The sequence below is a fragment of the Arachidicoccus sp. genome, assembly GCF_050436765.1.
Classification (GTDB): domain Bacteria; phylum Bacteroidota; class Bacteroidia; order Chitinophagales; family Chitinophagaceae; genus Arachidicoccus.
The window spans coordinates 1-21,002 of record NZ_JBNQGD010000054.1; the positions used below are offsets into that span (position 1 = coordinate 1).

Consider the following 21,002-nt stretch of genomic DNA (forward strand, 5'->3'; position numbering starts at 1 on the left):
AAACTAACATTGACCAATTGATAATCAGAACTCCAAATATTTCAATCTAAATAAAGCAAGAGAAACACATCATAAAATATTCAACAAATACAGTAAAATTTACGGTTAATCAATACTTTTCTATTTCGTCAATTGCATCTATAACATGCTGCAATCTGATTTTATCGCCAAGTTCACTTCGCATAAAGCAATTGCTTTTCACAATCAATAATAGGTTTTATGTATTTTGATATTCCGTTTGATGATACCAAATCCACTTTATTCTCTAACAACTTTTCGAGGTCAAGTTTCAGTTGAATAAACTGCAATCCAATTCTTTGACTATAATCCAAATCAACTAAAATATCTATATCGCTTTCTGCATCTGCACTCCCGTGAAGATACGAACCGAAATAAATATGCTCTCAATACCGGACGGTTTTTGAAATATGCTTTGATTGATTCTTTTTAGCTACGTTAAGAGTCATGCAGCAAACATACAATTCTTACTAACTTTTAGGCTGTCTTGTTACATTTGGGCTGTTTGTAAAAAGGTGCCAAAATCGTTACTGGATAACCCGATTCTTAGCTCTACGCCCCTAATTCAACACTAGTTTGTTTTCTCAAAAACGGACGATTTACACCTATGGTCAGACATTCCTTCCATAGTACCTTCCTAGTGACACCTGCTTTCTTTAATTCTTCTCGGGTATATTGCAAGTGAATTGTCAGTTGCTTTAAACGCTCTATATCATGGGACAGGCTATCATTGGTATATGCAATCTCAGCTAAAGTTTGATCTGCTTTTTTCTTCCTTTAAGTTGACTGGGTCAGCTTTTTGTATTGTCCAGGTATTTGCGCACAGTATTGCGGCTGATACCTAGACAGTGAGTCATTTCACGAATTTCGACACCATTGCTCCAGAATTGGAGTGTTTGCTTTATTTGTTCCATTGCTATAGGTTTTGTGCTGTGGCTCTTAAAATTTAAGAAGCAAAGAAACTAGCTAATAGCCTATAACAATTACCTGAACAGATGGGTCAACATACACCACCAGAATTTACAATTAATTAAATTATCTTCTAATGTTGCTTTTAAAAAGGCTATAAACACTTCCGAAAAAATAGTCCGTATCTCATTTCTTTTCAAGATAATGAGGTAGCATTTGGAGGATTCCCCATTTGACGATGTATCTATAGAAATCTATCTATTAATATATACCTTTGTACTAAATCTTGTCAGATGTTCAGGCATAAAGGCAAACGGAGAACTTACAAACATAATCTGAGACTAGCTTCCATCCTTTCTTTCGTTGCTGGGACTGTTAATATAACCGGCGTTTTGTCTGTAAAAGTACTCACCACAAACGTGACAGGGCATTTTGCTTATTTTGGCGAACAATTTTTATTCAAAAATTATAGGAATGCCATCTTTTTTCTGTTGTATATTCTTTCATTTCTGGCTGGCTCCTTTCTATCGAATTTTTTAATTGAGGCTGTTTCTAGAAAGAAGGACAGATATTCTTATTTAACACCTATCATTATAGAAGCGTCGCTCTTGTCTACTATAGCCTTTTTTGGCAATAGCATTCAGCTTCTGTATGGTGCTGAGACAGTTGCATTTACTCTGCTGTTTGCCATGGGACTTCAAAATGCGTTGGTAACAACAGCGTCACAGTCAGTCGTCAGAACGACACATTTAACAGGCTTATTTACAGATCTTGGAATAGAACTTTCGCAAATATTTTTCTTTCGAAAAACCGATAGGTTTCACCAACTAAAAAAGAGCATCTTACTAAAACTCGCAATTATTAGTTTCTTTTTTTCCGGTTGCGTAATAGGAGGCTTTATTTACAGGAGCCTGACATTACAAACCCTTCTGTTCAGTTCGTTCTGCTTGATAATTGCCTTGCTATACGATTGGATCCTTTTCCATTTCTACCATATAAAAAGAAGACTATCAGTATCTTAATTCGTTGCATCACGTCTCATCAGAAAGGCCGCCTACCAAATATTAATTCACATCGTCATTGGTTGGGTGCACTATTTAAAAACCTGAAACATTCCATTGAGTTGGCAGACCCGGCCTATTTGCCCCTATTTAATTTATGGTGAGGACCGGGTTTTTCTTCGAAGTAACATGCGGGGTATTGCTTTGGGGAAATGCTTGAGTAACTGACATGCCGGCCCATTTTTTGTTCTACCCTTCATAAAATGCCGGAAATTTTTAATTTTTGATTACAACAATAGTTGATTAGGCTACGTTTTCTAAGGAATTCTGGTAGATCTTTGTATCTACAAATAAAATAAAAATATTACAATGAATAAAGTCGCATTAGTAACCGGCGGAAGTCGCGGTTTAGGAAGAAACATGTCATTAGCACTTGCAAAAAAAGGGATAGATATCGTTTTGACATATAATAGTAATCAAGAAGCAGCTAATGACGTTGTTGCGGAGATTCAATCATTGGGACAAAAGGCATTTGCGTTTCAATTGGACACAAGTAACATTCGCTTATTTGATGGGTTCTTCAAGCGAGTAACTGAGCACCTGCAGGAACAAACTGGTCGTTCAACATTTGATTATTTAGTCAACAATGCGGGGACCGCTTTATACGCATTAGCGAGCGATACGACAGAAGAACAGATGGATAATATTTTCAACATACATTACAAAGGGGTATTTTTCTTAACACAGAAAGCATTACCTTTTATCAATGATGGCGGAGGTATTATTAATATCTCATCGGGACTCACACGTATTATAATGCCAGGCTCTTCTGTATATGGTTCAATTAAGACGGCCGTAGAATCTCTTACACTTTATTTAGCAAAAGAATTGGGTGCTAGAAAAATTCGGGTAAACGTAGTGGCTCCCGGCGCGATAGAAACTGATTTTGGGGGTGGTCGCACTAGAGATAATAAAGAAATTAATAGTCATATTGCCGCACTGACTGCACTGGGCCGTGTGGGATTACCTGAAGACATTGGGGGCGTGGTTGCTTTCCTTTGTACACCGGATGCTTATTGGATAAATGGGCAGCGTATCGAAGTTTCGGGTGGCCAATCTATTTAATGGATTGATTAATTTAATAACTTTAATTGTATGAAACCGCTTTCTATTAAAAGCATTACGGAATTTCACCGGCTTAACCTCTTACCGCCTCCCGAGCATCCACTTATCAGCGTGGTGGATTATGCCAGGGTGGCTGCTGCTAAAAGAAAAAATGAGGTGCGCGCTATTGTGGGCGATTATTATAGTATTTCAGTAAAGCGAGGGCTTAATGGGAAAATGCGATACGGTCAGCAAGAATATGATTTTGATGAAGGTGTGATGTATTTTCTTGCTCCCGGGCAGGTATTACAATCTACGCCTGCTCCCCATTCAGGTGAAATGCCTTCCGGATGGATTTTATTGATTCACCCAGACTTTATCTGGAACACCTCTCTGGCTAAAACCATCAAGCAATATGCGTATTTTGAGTATTCGGTAAATGAGGCATTGTTTCTTTCTGAAAAAGAAGAAGTTACCCTCTATAATATTATTCAAAATATTAAAGAGGAGTACCATTCCAATATTGACAGGTATAGTCAGGGAATAATTATTGCACAAATTGAGACTTTATTAAATTATGCAGAAAGGTTTTATCAACGACAATTTATCACACGCAAAAAAGCCAACCACCAAATTGTGGATTCTTTAGAAGTACTATTAACAGATTATTTTGAACAAAAGGATCTGATAACAAAAGGCCTTCCAACTGTACATTATATTGCCGAGGAACTGAATGTGTCTCCTAATTACTTAAGTAGCCTGTTGAAAGTTTTGACAGGACAAACGACGCAACAACACATTCATCATAGATTGATCGAAAAGGCTAAAGAAAGACTTTCAACTACAGAGTTGTCTGTTAGTGAGATTGCCTATGAACTAGGTTTTGGGCATTCGCAGTCTTTCAGTAAATTATTTAAAACAAAGACTAATTTTTCCCCCTCGGAATTCAGGCAATCTTTTAATTAAACAAAAATGCGAATTTTAGCAATACGTCAAAATGTATCATCAATTGCCTCTTTTGTATAATAACAGTAGCTCTTTGTCCTACTAATTTTGCCCTATTAATTTAAATAATAAAAAAATGACAAAGACAATTTTAATTACCGGGGCGTCTCGCGGATTTGGGAAAATTTGGGCGGAAGCTTTTTTAAAACGCGGAGACAATGTAATCGTTACTTCAAGAAATGTGGCTCAATTACAAGATCTAGTGAGCAAATATGGTAATTCTGTTTTACCACTTGAGTTAGATATTACTAACAAAGCGGATTGTATAACGGTGGTGAATGAAGCGAGAGAGCACTTCGGCCATATTGATACACTCATAAACAATGCAGGCTATACAGTCTTTGGTGCCATCGAAGAGAATAGTGAAAAAGAAGCAAGGGATTTATTTGATGCAAATGTATTCGGCACACTTTGGATGACGCAAGCTGTTCTGCCGATTTTTAGAGAACAAGGCAAAGGTCATATAATCCAACTTTCGAGTGTTTTAGGGATTAATTCTTTACCGACAATGGGACTGTATTGTGCGACAAAATATGCCGTAGAAGGTTTTAGCGAAGCTTTACAGATGGAAGTAAAAGAATTGGGAATCAATGTAACTTTAATAGAACCCAATTCCTTTCAGACTGATTTCTTTGGTACTTCAGCTATCGCAAGTTCACCCATCGATGCTTATACAAAAGTTACCTATGACTTTCAGCATGGCGAAGGTGTAAAGCTCGAAAATATTGGAGACCCTAATGCGACTGTAGAAGCTATCTTGGAAGTCGTAGATGCGCAGAATCCTCCTTTGCGTTTGTTCTTGGGAAAGCTGGCTTATCCATGGACCCAATATACCTATGGAGAAAAGTTAGCTTCCTGGGAAGCTTGGAAAGAGGTCTCCTTAAAAGCGCATGGACATTAGGGCTTATTTTCAATAGCAGCATTACAGTATCTAAATTAATTAATTTAGATACTGTAGTTTTATATTTTATAAAAATGAAACATTACAAAACAATTTCTGAGTTGCATCAAAGTAGTGGTTTTCCGCCACCGGAGAATCCGATGCTTAGCTTGCTTACTTGTAACGAGTTAAGTGTTTGTTCTATTGGAGAAGATAAATTCACCAGCGATTTTTATATGATTGCTCTAAAGAAATTAAAGTCGGGCAAATTTTTGTACGGCAAAACGAAATATGATCACGACAATGGTTCTATGTCTTTTGTCAAGCCCCGACAGGTCGTGCAAATAAGCGATGTGGAAATGACGGACAAAGCTTTTGTTATTTTTATTCACGAAGATTATTTTTTGGGACACAACCTTCATTCAGAAATAAAAAAGTATCAGTTTTTTGATTATGAAACAAATGAAGCATTGCATTTATCCCCATCGGAAGAACAAATCATCTGGGAATTATTCCACAAAATCAACACAGAATATAAAAACAATCTTGACGAATTCAGCAAGGACATTATTCTTACCCATATAGATTCAATTTTAAAATATGCGCAGCGTTTTTATAAAAGACAGTTTATTAACCGAAAGATACTATCTGGCACAACCGTTTCAAAATTCACCAAAATGCTGCTGACTTATTCTGAAAGTGGTATGTTAGAACAAAAAGGATTGCCAACCGTAAATTTTATCGCTACACAATTAAATACTTCGCCTCGATATTTGAGCGATTTATTAAAACAGGAAACAGGCAAGACAGCATTAGAGCATATCCATATTTTCTTAATTGATGAGGCTAAGAATATATTACTAAGCACAGATAATACAATTGCTGAAACGTCTTATCAATTAGGATTCGAAAACCCCCCTTATTTTTCCAGGTTATTTAAAAAAGAAACAGGCATTACCCCTCATCAATATAGAATGCAATTTTCAAATTGAAATAATAACAATCGGAGAATGGCCATTCAACGCAGAACCGTTTTTATTCAGGTTTGATATTTGAATGAATAATGGCGCCTTTACTTCCTAAAGAACTGAGTTGACTAATTAATTGTTGGTCGACCGCATCGCGTACCTTTGAGCAACCGACGTTTTTGAGTATATTCTCGTAGGCCTTTTTAGCCGACTCTACAGAAACCTTTATTCTGGGTGAACAAGATGCCTGATGGATTATCGTAGCGCCCTTTCCGGCATTTAAAAAATCTGTGTCATCGACAAGGCGGCCATCGAGTTGACCATTTTTATTATTATCAAAATAATTTCCTTTTTGAAAAACGTGATCTGTTTTTGTGAACATTGCTAAAAATTGCTCATTGGAGGATGGTCCCTCAATGAAATAATTATTGATCACGTCCTGAAAATGATTTCCGGCCGAATGGCCTCCAATTAATCCACTATGGCCCCAATTATAAACAACATTGTTAATTAGCTGAATTTTAGCTTTGGCTTTTGGATTACGGCTTTGATTGTCTATCCACAGACAATGATGAATGCTTAGATCCACGGGACCTTCCAACAAAGCGCCGAAACGTTGTGGGTCGATACCTTCTCCAATTATACAATATTGCAACGTAATATTATGACTGCCCTTTATGTGCACATTATCCCATCTCCCCCAGACAACAGACATGTGGTCGAAAATAATATTGTTAGCACTATCGGCAATAAGTACACAACTCCCTCTTGCCATATTAATGCTTCCATGAAGGCGTAAATAACGAACAATTATATCATGCGCCTTACTAAATCTTACCGATTGACCGGAAAGCGTAATTCCTTCCCCTGGAGCTGTTTGTCCATTAATCGTAATATTACTACTTACATTGACGCTGGTTTTGAGAAACACGGTACCACTCACGTCAAAAACAACAATTCTATTAGGTGCACTCACCGCATTTCTAAAAGAGCCGACACCACTATCGTCGAGATTCGTTACGTGAAAGATTTCGCCGCCGCGACCCCCGACGGCAGCGGCACCATAACCTTCCGCTCCTTTAAAAGCAGGCGTTTGTGAAAAACCAGGGGCGCAAAATAGGATCTGTAATATTATTATTAATGTATTTTTCATTTGTTTAAAATTGAGCTTTGTTAATGACGGCATACGGAAAGTGCTAATTTTATAGCAGTTTGATTCAATGGTTTCTATAATTTATGACCTATAAACTGGTTAGAGGCTTTCTATTTGTTGGGTAAGGTCTTTTTAATTTGAACTTCATAGATATCGCTATGCCCCTCAAAATTGGCCCTAAAGATTAACCACTTATTGTCGGGTGAAAAATGGACATTTGGTTCGAGGCGATAATCGTCGTATTTCATATTTACCAATTTCTCCGCATTAAAATGGTTGCCTTCGGGTGTAAAGAGGTATATCCACTGACCATTTTTAGCTTTTGCCACAGAAGTCGGCCCACCACCATCTCCGGCGAAATGTTTTTGGTCCCAAGAGCTGGTATAGTGCACAGACCATTCATTGCGTGTTAATTGATACTTTATTTCTTTTCCGGTCGCCAAATTGGTACCCCCAACATAAAAGTTTTCGCCTCTCGGTAATTGCAAATCATACCAAATATATTTGCCGTCGGAACTAAGCCATTCATGGCCGGCAATTTCCATATTCATCGTACGTCGATGAATCAACCGGGGCTTATCTCTTTTAACGACATCAATAGTCCAAATTCTATCTACCTTTTGCCAGGGGCCCTCGTGACAGAACATCAATAAGTTTGGATTTGTGGGAGAAAATTGAACATGATTTAACCATGCACTATCCGTGAAAATCTTTACCAGTTTCTTTGAATGGATATTAATCGTAAAGAGTGTTCTGGGTTGTCTGGATTCAAAGATGCGGTTGAAATAATCATGCTTTTGAGGGTATTTTTTTGCAATTTCTTTTTCAAAAGGAGTGGCATAGGCGCCACCCAACAATGTTCCATCTGCATTTGCCGTGGTGATATTTCCCTTAAAGTCAGGCGGGAAAACGAATATCAATCTAGTAATTGCGGTATTCACATTCACACCAAAAACGCTGTCTTTGATTTGAAAATACGCTTCGTGATTCACGCGACTGACTATTTCACCACTCATGCTATTTTCTTTATGCGTAAGTTGTTTAATACGCCCTGAGGTCAAGTCATAGCTGTAAAGTTGATTATTATAGGGATTTCCTTTAAAATGAGATACATAACCATCGGCGGAGGACAAAGAGTTCCTATCTAAAAAGTCGCTCCCATAAAAGATCATTTTCCCATCAACAAAAGGATCATTATGAAAATAGAAACTTCTGTTATTTCCCGGCCGGCTGACAAGCCTTTTTATAAGATGTCCGGTACTGCTATCGATCCACTGATTCGGCATCTTCCCTTTACCCGTTACTAGTACCTTTTGCGCCAACGATTGTCCGGTAAATATTATCATAACAATAAAAAGCAGATAAAATTTATTTTGAGCGTAGTATTTCATGATCTTACATTTTTAAATAAATATGTTATTAGAGGTAAAGCCATTTTTAATAAATAATAAACAATTTAATATTTGGGTTGTTGCTCATTTTGCAATCCGGGATTATCATCCATCATGGCAGTTGATAAAGGAAAGCATTCTACCTGATTTTTCTGTAAACCCTGAAATAATCCTGTTACCCAAGGCGCGCTGGTCTGCAATGGGAAGGTCCCTGAACCGGTTACCGGACTGCCTGTAAACATATTGAGCAAAGTATAACCAGCCGCTTGTAATGAATCAATTTCCATTTGAGAAGGCGCTGTTTTAAATCCGATATAAGGAACTCCAACAACCGGATCATCAAAACTTGTTGCCGTTTGTTGTTTGTATGCTCGGTACATATCTATATCGGCATATCTTCCGGTTTGATTGGCCATGTCCATCACATTTTGCTTAGCTCGATTGACGCTGTCATAGAGAACTCCCCAACGAACAAGATCTGTTCTGCGAAAGCCTTCAAATGCAAATTCCAACTTTCTCTCAGTGATGATAGCACTTCTAAAACCTTGATAATCTGTCGGCGTTGTTCCGATTTCGGTCGCATCCCCTCCAAATGCACGTATTCTTACCTTTTCATAAGCCGCTATTCCCGATGTTGTAGGATTTTTAAACAATTCGTTTTGTGCTTCTGCATACATCAATAGAATATCTGAATATCTTAACCAAGGCCAATCAATGCTGCGCTTGTTCACGCCAAAGCCATTATCATCCATCCATGTTGCACGGAATTTCCCAATTCTGTTATCTCCGTAAGGGTTCATTTGCCTTACATTGGTGGCTGTAATTCCATAATTGGCTATGGTTACGTCACGCCTTGTATCACCACTTTGGTAATCATACCATAAAGTAGGAATAGCTCCCATTAAGGGTGCTGCTTTTCCGTACATGGAACCACTATTACAAAACATTCCATTTGTATAGCCGATATTACTGCTGTTGACATCATTGCCATATTGACCATATTCCAGCATTGTTTCATTATCGTATTTTCCTTGGACTATGTCACGAAAAACTGTTTCAAATTTGGGTAATAGGGAATTTTCTCCTTCAGACATGACCGCTGAGCAGGCGTCTGAAGCAATCTGGTATAATTGTTTGATGCGCGAAGCGTCGGATCTTTGAGCTAAATGTACACTAGCCGCATCATAGGTTTTTAAATCCCAACGAAGTGAATAACCTGCCGCATATAGCGCCACTCTGGCCAGTATACCATAGGCGGAATTTTTTGAGAATCGTTCAGGAGTAGCAATCATACCACTACTATACCAAGGCAACAGTTGTACTGCTTTTTGCAAGTCGGCTATACAGCCGTCATAAATGCTGTCTCTGCTCACACGGGAAGAATAAAGCGTTGCTGCATTCGCAACGGGAGCCGTACTGTAAGGCACATCTCCCCAATAACGTACGACATTCAGATAGCTCATGGCCCGAATGGCATAGCACTCACCCAGTAGCATGTTTAATTTCTTTTTTTCTACTGAGTCATTGGAGGTCATGTTGGTTAAATTTTTTATACAGACGTTCGCATATTCGATGGCACTATATGATCCATTATACACGCCATCCGGAATTATTGAAGCTGTATATTCATAATTTGACAACAACCATTTAGAGCCTCCGATACCTTCCGTGGAGATACATATATCTGTTCCCATTGCCAGTCTGTAATATAAATCTCTATCAAAGGTTTTAGCATACGCACCCAATACTGCCATCTCTGCAGAACTTGCATTGGCAAATGTCGTTTCACTATCGAAGGCACTAGGATTAGGCGTGTCTAACCATTTTTTACAAGAGGTTAAAGAAATGCCTATTATCAGCACCATACATATATTGCAAAGTATTTTTTTCATTATTTGATTCTTTTTACAGTTATTTAAAAAGTCAGATTTACGCCAAAGACGAAGCCTTTTGTCCTCGGATAGGCCGAATCATCTACACCTCCACCCAGTACACCACTGGAGTTGGCCACTTCCGGGTCATAGCCTTTATATTTAGTGAAGTTGTATATGTTGTTTAAAGTAGCATAAACTCTAAAACGACTTATCGATGCCCTTTTTAAAATATTTTTTGGTAACGTATATCCAAGTGTAATTGTATTAAGTCTTAAAAATGACCCGTCTTGCAGAAAATAATCAGAGAAAGTAGAAGTAGCGTTATAATTATTATTAGGGTCTACACTCCATACTGCTTTAGGATTATTTTGATCTGGATTAAGTGCTGCCAGTCGAGAAAGACTGGTAGTTTCTTTCCCCGTTTGTGGGTCAATAAGTTTAAAGCGTGAAGCCATTACAGCCAGTGCATTTTGATTAGGTAATCTAGGCCCTAGAAAACGTTGGTCGTTTTCATCGAAGACTTGGTTGCCATAACAGAAATTCATAAAAATACTTAAGTCGAACCCTTTATAAGAAAAGGTATTGGTCAGGCCTCCGGTAAACTTAGGAGCAGAGTTGCCTATGACCGTTCTGTCATCCGTTGACCAAACCGGATTGCCATTAGCATCTACTTGACCTGTGGTTGGTGTAAGTTTTATGTCTCCGGGTTTAATGGGGGCAGTTCCCCCCTTCTGACGAGCCACGCCATCTTTTAATGAGTAGCTTCCATCATTATTCTGAGTGAAGTCATCTGTAGTATAAATGCCGTCGTATTTATAACCATAAAATTGACCTAAGGGCTTACCTACCTGCACAATAAATGAACCTGAATAATAAGTACTGTTGCCATTAGATAAAGAAAGTACCTTGGATCTGTTGAACGAGATATTAAAATTTGTTGACCAATTGAAGTTTTTATTTTCGATGTTTTCGGTATTCAATGCAAACTCTAAACCGCGATTACTAATCGCTCCTATGTTTTGAAACTGTGTCGAGTAACCCGTGGATGCAGGTATATTGGCATTTAATAATAAATTTTTCGATTCATTATTATAATAATCTACGGTTAAATTGATTCTGCTTTTTAGGATGGACATATCAAGGCCTATATCTGTAGTAGCCGTCTTTTCCCATTGCACAAAAGGATTGGCTAGTGTTCCTCCAGGTACAAGCGTACTTACCTCTTGCCTGTTGATGGCATAAAAACCTGCACCATAGGACGTAACATACATATAATTGCTGATATTACTATTGCCTGTTGCACCATACCCGACACGCAATTTCAATTGGTTGAATAGCTTGCTGTCCTTCATGAATTTTTCCTCGGAAATACGCCATGCAGCGGACATAGAAGGGAATGTGCCCCATTGATGACCTTCTGCAAATTTTGAAACACCATCTCCGCGAATGGTTGCTGTAAGTAAATAACGTTCATCATAATTATACATCACACGACCAAAGGCAGAAACGGTCCGCGACCTGCTTAATCCAGACGATTTAGCATAAAGGTTGGTTGCCATGCCGATATTATTAAGTCCGAAATTATTTTGAGGAAACCCATCATAAGTGTTACTGGAGGAAGTACTCTGTGAGGCATTGGTCTGTTGTCCTACTAAGGCGGTGATTTGGTGGCGACCAAAATTCTTTTTCCATGTCAGGGTATTGGTTAGTTGCCATGAGAAGCTTTCGCTGTTGCCAATGCTGCCATAAGGACCGCTATGCTTTTCTCTTGCATCTTCCGTACGCCCATCATCCCAATAGTTGCTTCTTTTCTGAGTCCAAGCGTAACTGCCTTGCGTGCGCCAGAATAGATTTTTTAATATATCTATAGTAATTCCCGCGTTCGCTGTGAATTCTTTGGTGTAATCTGATTGCGTCACAGCATCGTTTCTTATAATGGGGTTGTAGGCGTCATAGGTTGGATCGTCTTGCCTCATAGAGTCAGTAAGGTCGTCATTGATCAATTGTTCATTGGTGAATCTTACACCGCCTGTAGGTGGTTGCAATATGCTCATTCTAAGGTTCCCAGCCATTGAGCCTCCCCCATCGACTTTTGTATTATTAAAGTTTGAATTAAAATCTAAATGCACGCTTTTACTGATATCGTGCGAAATCTTGAAACGTAAATTATATTTCTGATAACCGTGTTTAGAAAGTATGCCCCCTTGATTGAGAAAATTTCCGTTGAGCATAAACTTTGTTTTAGCGTCCCCGCCACTCACAGATACACTATGACTTTGCATAAGAGCGGAACCACCGAAGACAAGATTTTGCCAATCAATGCCAGGATTTGAACCATAGGTGTTTTTAATGTAATCTGCTGCACCTGTATAGAAATCGGGGTTATTGATGTCACTACCAAAATTCTTTGCCCACTGTGCCTCATTACCATTTAGTATTTGATACTCATATTGATAATCTACATATTGTTCCGGATTCATCAAATTGAGTTGATTAGCCAGTTTCTGAATATTCATATATCCGTTATAAGTGACCCTGGTCTTACCTGCTTTTCCTGATTTGGTGGTAATGACTATTACACCATTTGACCCACGTGCACCGTAAATAGCTGTTGCAGAGGCATCTTTCAAAACGTCAATGGTGGCGATATCATTTACATCAATACTGCTTAAGTCTCCACTTTCGAAGCCATCAACAATGTAAAGAGGTGCAATGCTTTGTGTAATAGACGTTCCTCCACGTATAACAATATTTACATCAGCTCCCGGTGCCCCGCTTTGTGTAACCACATTAACGCCCGCAATCTTGCCTGTGATAGCTTCGGCGGCTGTAGCAACCGGGATTTGTTTAATATCGTCCCCACTAATAGATGCGATAGAGCCTGTAAGATCCTTTTTCTTGGATGTGCCGTAGCCAATGATAACAATATCGTTCAGAGAAGATGTTTCAGCTAATAGCACAACGTTAATTTCGTTACTTTGACCGACCCTAACGTCTTTGCTTTTAAAGCCTATGAAATTAAATTCAAGAATATCTCCCTCTTTAGCATTTATTTCATATTCCCCTTTCGCATTTGAAATAGCTCCTTTTTGCATCCCCTTAATGAATATGGAAGCTCCGGCGATCGGCTCACCCGAAGAATCTGTCACTATCCCATGTATGGGATCCTGAACAACAATGGGAGTCTGAATGGGGGCGACTATAGAGGAGGCCTTTATCTCTTCTTTCTTCTGCTTAATTAAAATCGTTTTGTCTTCAATTTTATAAGTTAAAGGCTGATTTTTAAAGCATATAGTCAATACTTCTTTGAGGCTTGCGTCTTTTACATTTAGGCTTACGGGTCTTGCTTTACTTAATGCACCATAGGTGTAAAAAAACACGTAGCCGCTTTGTTTTTTAATAACGGAGAGTACGTTTACCAGAGGCACTTTTTTGCCTGAATAACTAATTTGTTGAGATTTTACTTTTGCACTGGCACTTAAGCCTGCGACCAATATAAGTAGTGAAATGAGCTTCATAGACAATAATATTTGTCTTCGGGGTAAAACAATTCTTTGCATACATTTGCAATGTTTGGGTTAACGATAAAATTTCTAACTCTTGTCAAGGAGTTTTCTTTAATTCAAATTTCGCCAGTTCTCAATCATCACTTGAGATCTGGCTTTTTATTTTACGGACGTATGGTAAGAGTGTTACCATCCAAAGTGTAATGAATACCTGTACCAGCCAACAGTTCTAATAACTGAGATAATTTAAGGCTACGTTGTATTTCTCCGCCAAATAGCTGGTTGGAGATTTTACCCTCATAATTTACTTTTACATCGTACCACCTAGCTATTTGGCGCATCACCGTTTCTATATTTGCGTGTTCAAATTGAAAATAACCACCCACCCAGGCAATTGCCGCATCTGCGTTTACTTTAGATATTTCTCCATTGGCGTATTGTTCGCCCGGTCTTAACAGCCGCCTGTTCACCCGCACACGTCCCTCCAGCAAGGTTGTTTTAATGAATGATTCGTCGCTGTAAGCATTTATGTCAAAATGAGTTCCAAGGTCTTCAATTTGTTGGTTCTTTGCTTTTACAATGAATGGCTGGTTGCTTTTATGGTTTACTTCAAAGTAAACTTCTCCTGTTATTTCGACTGCTCTAATATTCTTTTTAAACAAAAGAGGAAAACGAATCGAAGAGCCAGCATTTAACCAGACAACTGTTCCATCACTCAGCTTTAATTTTTGCTGTCTGCCCAAAGGTGTCACCAAGGTTGCGTAGGCCGTATCGCTTGTTCCATTTACGCGCAATGCCTGAGACGATTTTGTAATTCCTTTTGCCAAAGTGCCATTTTGTGTGGTGTCCAGCAAAAATGAATCTCCGTTTGAAAGTTTCAATATTGCGCCCGTATGACCCGGCATCGCATCTTTAATTATTTTATTACCTAATGATGCATTGGCAACCTGAATCTTTTTGTTAACGGTAAAATATTTGTAGCCCCCTGCAAGCATTAAGAAAATCGCTATTAAAGCTGCGACGCGGTTCCATTTTACTTTAGACAAGAACTTCGAATTGGGTGACTGTTCCTGTTTTTGCGCAACAATATTAGCCCACACTCTTTGTGAAGCATCATCAGGCATTTCAGGTAAATTATCTGAGATATCTATTTCTCTGCAAAAAGCACGTAGAAAGCTCAGCGAGCCGGGTTCCGCGAGCAAATTAAAAAACTCATCCTTTTCTTCTTCAGAGATTGTTTTTTCAATATTTTTTTGGAAAAGTATCTTTAATCTCTGTTTATCCATACAAGTATTTGTTTGCCTTCCGATATATAGACTCCTATATTGGAAAACATTATTAGTACTTTCAAAAATAAATTAATGAGGGATTAAATTGATTAGAAATAAAATAGCGAAAATTTTGTAGATGTTGCCGTAGAGCAGCGATCGAACAATTCGAATAGCGATGCTTAAATGTACGCTTACTGTAGCTGGGGATAGTCCAAGGCTTTGGGCAATGGTTAGTCTATCTTTTCCTTGAATCCTAGATAATTCAAATATTTTTCGTTGACGTGGACTTAGTTGGTCGAGAGCCTCTTCTAGCATATGCTGCAATTGCTTTTCTTCTATGCGATAAGTAGTGTCGTTAACAGTCTTTGGAAAATAATTATGTAGACTTTGTTTCCTTTTACTCTCGACGGCTCTTTTTTGGAGTAATGTTAAGGATCGATTACGGCTGACTGTAGTCAACCAAGCATCCAGATTATTTATAGAAGTAAGCTTTGAACGATATTTCCAAATGCGAAGGAAAACCTCCTGTACAATTTCTTCTGCGTCAGAAGATGTTTCTGAATAGGCTAAAGCAATTGAATAGACCTTATCTTTATGAAGCATAAATAATTTTCGGAAGGCTTGTTCGTCTCCATTCGAAATACGCGACAATAAACAGTCATCTTCTTGTAAAGCATTCATGAGAGATATTTAATAAACTAAATAAATCTTAAAAGAGATTAGTCAAAAGCCGATAGAATTAGTTATAATAAATACTCTATCAGATTCTGTATCTATTCCCTTTTGTCACAAACTTAAAAACAAATGTTTGTTTAACTGTCCTGTACTATCCTGCAAAAACTGTCAGGAAAGGTTGCTTTTTTAAAATAGGCACGGTAGGTTTTTGTTATAGCTTTGCCGATGATTCCCTAACAATCAATTCTGTTTGTAGCACTACATTCTCTCTTTCGTTTTCGGACATCTCGGTTTTGATGTTTTTCATTAAAATTCTTACAATTTCCTCAGAAATTTTTTCAATAGGTTGCGCTACAGAAGTTATAGAAGGTGTAAATAGATTGAAATGCGTATTGTCATCAAATCCTAATACAGCTATATCATTCGGGATCTCTACCTTCATTTTTTTCAGGGCCCTTAATCCACTTATTGCTAAATAGTTAGTCGCAAAAAAGACTGCGTCTAACTGTGGGTTTTTTTCTAAATATTGTTCGATTTTTTCCTGTAATATTTCTTCTGAAAGTAGATAATCTATTTGATTGATATAAGATGGTCTTGACTGTAGATTCATCGCTTCAAGATAACCGTCTAACCGGTCGATCATTTGCTTTTGTTTAGAGTTCAATGTGATAAAGCCAATATGCTTATATCCATTTTTTATTAAATGATTCGTCGCATTGAGTGCTCCGCCAAAATTATCAGCAACCACGTTGTCAGTAAGTATATTTGGGAAAAACCGGTCAAACAAAACCAAAGGAATTTTTTCGTTTAAAAGTAATTGAATCTCTTTTTCTATGCCGGGCGTAGGCGCAATAATATAAGCATCTACTTGCTGGTCCCGAAAGGCGCGAATCAATCCCTTCGCTTTGGTAGCATTATTTTCTGTACTTGAATAAAACAATTTATAATTGTGAAAAGCTGCATTTTTTTCTACCAGGCGGGCAATACTTGCGAAAAAGGGATCGGAAATATCTTCGACCAACATTCCAATAATATTACTTTTCCCGGTACGCAGACTTCGGGCAATCATGTTAGGTTTATAACCAATTTCCTTTGCATATTGCAATACTTTTTCAGTCATTGCGATGCTTATGCGGCGCTCTTCTGCCTTGCCGTTTAATACAGCCGAAACAGTGCTTATGGCGACATTCAGGTCTTTTGCTATGTCATTTATAGATTTGCGTTTTTGCATAATTGTTCAATATTATTTTATCCATTCAAATAAGAAATTGTGAGAAGAGACTACAAGTTAGAATAACATCCTTTCTTAACATGATTTATAACGCGTTTATGATAATCTAAACCTATAGTCACCTAAAACCTGCAAAACCATACCTCGCAAAAGAAATGATAGAGGATAATGTTTCTAAAGGTGACTATATACCTACATGGACGAAAATAAAAGGAAAAAGATGATTCCTGCAAAATATAAGACCCTTCTATTCGCATTTGTTTTGGTAATTTATCAGTTGCCTCAGAAAATTGTTGCACAAAATTACGAACACTTAGCAAATAATTTGCATAAGCAGATTCAGAAGCATTTTTACTTGCCTAGAGGTGTTTACTATCGTGAATTTGCCGATAGCGTGGCACCTCAGCATAAAGTTTCTTATTTGTGGTCGCTATGTGCTTTATGGCAGGCAGATAATGAAATGGAAAAATTATTGCCCAGGGGAAATTTGTTAAGAAAGGATTTCTCTGTTATTGAAAAATATAATGACAATGCTGCGCCTGCTCCGGGATTCGATTCTTATCCGGGCGAATTTAAAAAAGAAGATCGTTATTATGATGATAATCAGTGGATTGGCTTGACAGCAATGGATGCTTATAAAAGAACCAATCAGCAGTTTTATTTAAACGTGGGAGAAAAAATATATCGCTTTATGATGACCGGCTTTGATACCGTGAGTGGGGGCGGTTTGTATTGGAAAGAAGGGGATAAAAGCACTAAGAACACTTGCAGTAATGGTCCCGGCATTATACTCGCTTTGCAATTGTATCAGGCGACTAAAAAACAAACTTACCTAGATACGGCATTGATGCTTTATGGTTGGGTAAATAAACATCTGGAAGCTCCGACTGGTCTGTACTATGATAATTTGAAAATAACTTCCAATACGGTAGCGAAATATCAATTTTCTTATAATACCGGTACAATGTTGCAGTCCAATGTTTATTTATACGAATGCACCAGACAACAAAAGTATCTTAACGAAGCAAACCGTATTGCTGATGCCTCGCTAAATTATTTTTATGCAAAGGGAATGTTTAGAGATGATTATTGGTTCAATGCAGTTTTATTGCGCGCTTATCAGCAGCTTTTAAAGTATAATCCGGATAAGAGATACATTTTAGCTTTTAAAAACTGTGTAGATAATGCATTGCATAATGATGTAAATGCAAATGGTTTAATGGGGAAAACCAAATCATTGAATTTAGTTGCTCAAGGGGGAATGTTGGAAATTTTGGCACGTTTTGCATGGATGCAAAAGATGCATTACTTTTAACCAGACGTTATTTATTAGAAAAACTCATTTAACTAAAGACATCCTTTTGTTTTTAATCCTTCGCAAGAGAATTCATCGTCATCCAGATATTTTTTAAATTAAAGTACTTATGAAATTAAACAAAGTAGCCATACAATTAATTGTAATTGTTTTATTTTTTCTTCCTTTTTCCGTCTCAGCGCAGAACTATCATCCCCAGGCTAATCCGGCGGCAGTTATTCATCCGGAGAAAGATGTAAGATTTACGGTCTTAACGCCGGTGATGATACGACTGGAGTGGGACAGCCTGGGATATTTTACAGATCGGGCCTCTTTTGTAGTTGTGAACAGACAATTAGCGGTACCTTCTTATACAAAGAAAATACTAGGGGGGTGGCTAATCATTCAGACGGATTCGATGGAAGTAAAATACAAGCTGGGTTCAGGACGGTTTACGCAGCGAAATTTAGAGGTAACCTATTTTAATAAATCTGAAAATTCTATTATTTGGCATCCCGGCATGCAACAAAAGGATAACTTAATGGGGACATATAGAACCCTTGACGGCTATAACGGGGACATGCGGGACGGTAAAAAAATTCCGCTGGAAAAAGGTATTCTGGCACGTGATGGCTGGACATTAATAGATGATAGTCATAGTTTGCTATTTGATAATGCTGCCTTTCAGTGGGTAGATACTTCGGCAAGACACAGCACACAAGATTGGTATGTGCTTATGTATGGGAGTCATTATAAGATGGCATTAAGAGACTATGCGATGATTGGCGGAAAAGTTCCCCTACCGCCAAGATATGCCTTTGGTTATTGGTGGTCACGTTACTGGCGTTATTCAGATAATGAATTTAGAAATTTAATTGCCAAGTTCAAGCAATTTGATGTTCCAATGGATGTGTTAGTTATTGATATGGATTGGCATAAACAAGGCTGGACTGGCTGGACCTGGGACAGTAGTTTATTTGCCGATCCGGCAAAGTTCTTAGCGTGGACAAATAACGAACATTTGAAAACGACACTCAATCTGCATCCTGCCGACGGAGTCGGTCCGCAAGAAAGACAATACGGATCTTTTGCCAAAGCGATGAACTTTGATACCACCGGACATAAAACGATACCCTATGTTGTCTCCGACAAGAAATATGTGAAGACCTGGTTTGATACAATTTTAAATCCTTACGAAAAACAGGGTGTCGATTTCTGGTGGCTTGACTGGCAACAATGGCCCAATGATAAAAAAGTAAAAAGCCTAAGCAATACCTGGTGGTTGAATTATGTTTTCTTTACAGAGAAAGTAAAATATGGCAATACCCGTCCCCTTTTTTATCACCGTTGGGGCGGATTGGGCAATCATAGATACCAAGTAGGATTCTCTGGAGATGCAGATATCTCGTGGAAATCACTAGAATATCAACCCTATTTTACCAACACGGCCTCCAACGTACTATATGATTACTGGAGTCACGATATAGGCGGACACAATCCCTTATCATCGACCCAGACAATAGATCCTGAGATGTTTACCCGATGGATGCAATATGGAGTGCTAAGCCCCATGTTGCGTACACACTCCACAAAAAATGGCTTGCTAAACAAAGCCGTTTGGAATTTTAAAGGCGCTTACTTCGATGCTATTTATAATGCTATAAAGTTCCGCTATCAGATAGAGCCTTATATCTATACGATGGCACGAAAGACTTACGATTCTGCGCTCGCCCTTTGCCGCCCTTTATATTATAATTATCCGAAGGCCGAAAATGCTTATAAATTTAATCGTGAATACCAGTTTGGAGATGATATGCTGGTTGCCCCCATCGGAGCCCCGGCCGATACCAACGGTGTTTCTACGAAAGAAGTTTGGCTGCCTGCGGGAAATGATTGGTACGAATGGAATACCGGTACCTTATTAAAAGGTGGGCAAATAGTCAATAGACAGTTTTCCATTGACGAATATCCGCTGTATGTAAAAGCCGGATCAATTATTGCCATGAATGCCGATACCATTCACAATCTACAATTTCAGCCACAGAGAATACAGTTAGGTGTTTTTCCAGGAGCAGTAGGCACTGGAAATTTATATGAAGACAATGGAGATAATAAAGATTACGCAGATCATTATAGCGTGACTAGTTATCAAACTATGGAAAATAAGGGGACACTTACTTTAAAAATTAATCCTGTGAAAGGTCATTTCTCCGGCATGAAAACGAAACGAGATTACACATTAAGTTTTTACGGTCGGCACATGCCTGCATCAGTCATTGTTGGAGGTGAAAAATTACCTTATATAGCTGATAGTAAAAATGCTCATTGGTATTACGATGGGGATAAGATGAGTATCGAGGTATATATTACAGACGTGCAAACCTCTAAAGGAGGATCTTGTGTTATTCATTTTAATGAAGGCAATAAGGCTGACATAAACGGACTGCCTGAAAAGATGAAACGGCTATACAATATGTCGGAAAAATTGAAATACAAAGATGCCTATATTGTTTTCCCCTACAGAGTTGCAGAGATGGAAGAGTTGAATCGTTCCCTGGAATATTATCCAAATAAATTTGAACAACTAGTGAATAAATTCAATGAAGACTTCCCTAAGATTCCTGCAATGATGAAGGATACAAAAAACACTACTGACGAAGAAATAGCTATCTTTATAAAAGGATTGGGGCTCTCAATAGACTGACCCGACGGATGTTGGGTA

The 21,002-nt window shown here is 38.2% G+C and carries 15 protein-coding genes; 7 read left to right on the forward strand and 8 right to left on the reverse strand.

Annotated features, from left to right (window positions below; translation table 11 throughout):
• Positions 1-173: 173 nt before the first annotated feature.
• Positions 174-398, reverse strand: coding sequence for a nucleotidyltransferase family protein (locus ACQR30_RS02015; protein ID WP_429730591.1), 225 nt, complete (start codon positions 396-398; stop codon positions 174-176).
• 822 nt (positions 399-1,220) lie between these two features.
• Between ACQR30_RS02015 and ACQR30_RS02020 the strand changes: the two genes are divergently transcribed.
• The 5 genes from ACQR30_RS02020 to ACQR30_RS02040 all read left to right on the forward strand — a co-directional run bounded on the left by ACQR30_RS02020 (position 1,221) and on the right by ACQR30_RS02040 (position 5,909).
• Positions 1,221-1,949, forward strand: coding sequence for a YoaK family protein (locus tag ACQR30_RS02020; RefSeq protein WP_429730534.1), 729 nt, complete (start codon positions 1,221-1,223; stop codon positions 1,947-1,949).
• Positions 1,950-2,297: 348 nt separating this feature from the next.
• The gene (locus ACQR30_RS02025) at positions 2,298-3,053 is read left to right on the forward strand and encodes an SDR family oxidoreductase (protein ID WP_429730536.1); all 756 of its coding nucleotides are present in this window, start codon (positions 2,298-2,300) and stop codon (positions 3,051-3,053) included.
• 30 nt (positions 3,054-3,083) lie between these two features.
• Entirely contained in the window at positions 3,084-3,998 is a 915-nt protein-coding gene (locus ACQR30_RS02030) for a helix-turn-helix domain-containing protein (protein ID WP_429730538.1), read from the forward strand.
• Between the two features lie 115 nt (positions 3,999-4,113).
• Positions 4,114-4,938: an SDR family NAD(P)-dependent oxidoreductase gene (locus ACQR30_RS02035; RefSeq protein WP_429730541.1), complete on the forward strand. Its 825-nt coding sequence runs from the start codon at positions 4,114-4,116 to the stop codon at positions 4,936-4,938.
• A gap of 74 nt (positions 4,939-5,012) precedes the next feature.
• Complete coding sequence (locus ACQR30_RS02040; RefSeq protein ID WP_429730543.1) at positions 5,013-5,909, forward strand: helix-turn-helix domain-containing protein; 897 nt, start codon at positions 5,013-5,015, stop codon at positions 5,907-5,909.
• Between the two features lie 43 nt (positions 5,910-5,952).
• On the opposite strand, the gene ACQR30_RS02045 is transcribed toward ACQR30_RS02040, so the two are convergent.
• The 7 genes from ACQR30_RS02045 to ACQR30_RS02075 all read right to left on the reverse strand — a co-directional run bounded on the left by ACQR30_RS02045 (position 5,953) and on the right by ACQR30_RS02075 (position 16,986).
• Positions 5,953-7,038 carry a pectate lyase family protein gene (locus ACQR30_RS02045; protein ID WP_429730545.1) on the reverse strand — a complete coding sequence of 362 codons (1,086 nt, stop codon included), beginning with the start codon at positions 7,036-7,038 and terminating at the stop codon, positions 5,953-5,955.
• 110 nt (positions 7,039-7,148) lie between these two features.
• Positions 7,149-8,429, reverse strand: a complete 1,281-nt coding sequence (locus ACQR30_RS02050) for an oligogalacturonate lyase family protein (RefSeq protein ID WP_429730548.1) — start codon at positions 8,427-8,429, stop codon at positions 7,149-7,151.
• A gap of 65 nt (positions 8,430-8,494) precedes the next feature.
• On the reverse strand, positions 8,495-10,321 hold the full coding sequence (locus tag ACQR30_RS02055; RefSeq protein WP_429730551.1) for a RagB/SusD family nutrient uptake outer membrane protein: 1,827 nt from the start codon (positions 10,319-10,321) through the stop codon (positions 8,495-8,497).
• 23 nt (positions 10,322-10,344) lie between these two features.
• The gene (locus ACQR30_RS02060; RefSeq protein WP_429730554.1) at positions 10,345-13,821 is read right to left on the reverse strand and encodes a TonB-dependent receptor; all 3,477 of its coding nucleotides are present in this window, start codon (positions 13,819-13,821) and stop codon (positions 10,345-10,347) included.
• Between the two features lie 152 nt (positions 13,822-13,973).
• A complete protein-coding gene (locus ACQR30_RS02065; protein WP_429730556.1) occupies positions 13,974-15,095 on the reverse strand; it encodes a FecR family protein in 1,122 nt (373 codons plus the stop codon).
• A 72-nt stretch (positions 15,096-15,167) separates the two neighbouring features.
• Complete coding sequence (locus ACQR30_RS02070) at positions 15,168-15,761, reverse strand: RNA polymerase sigma factor (RefSeq protein ID WP_429730559.1); 594 nt, start codon at positions 15,759-15,761, stop codon at positions 15,168-15,170.
• A gap of 205 nt (positions 15,762-15,966) precedes the next feature.
• Complete coding sequence (locus tag ACQR30_RS02075; protein WP_429730562.1) at positions 15,967-16,986, reverse strand: LacI family DNA-binding transcriptional regulator; 1,020 nt, start codon at positions 16,984-16,986, stop codon at positions 15,967-15,969.
• A gap of 220 nt (positions 16,987-17,206) precedes the next feature.
• On the opposite strand from ACQR30_RS02075, the gene ACQR30_RS02080 reads away from it, so the two are divergent.
• Both ACQR30_RS02080 and ACQR30_RS02085 read left to right on the forward strand, forming a co-directional pair.
• Positions 17,207-18,301, forward strand: coding sequence for a glycoside hydrolase family 76 protein (locus ACQR30_RS02080; protein WP_429730565.1), 1,095 nt, complete (start codon positions 17,207-17,209; stop codon positions 18,299-18,301).
• 109 nt (positions 18,302-18,410) lie between these two features.
• Positions 18,411-20,984, forward strand: a complete 2,574-nt coding sequence (locus tag ACQR30_RS02085; protein ID WP_429730568.1) for a TIM-barrel domain-containing protein — start codon at positions 18,411-18,413, stop codon at positions 20,982-20,984.
• The last annotated feature ends 18 nt before the right edge of the window (positions 20,985-21,002 follow it).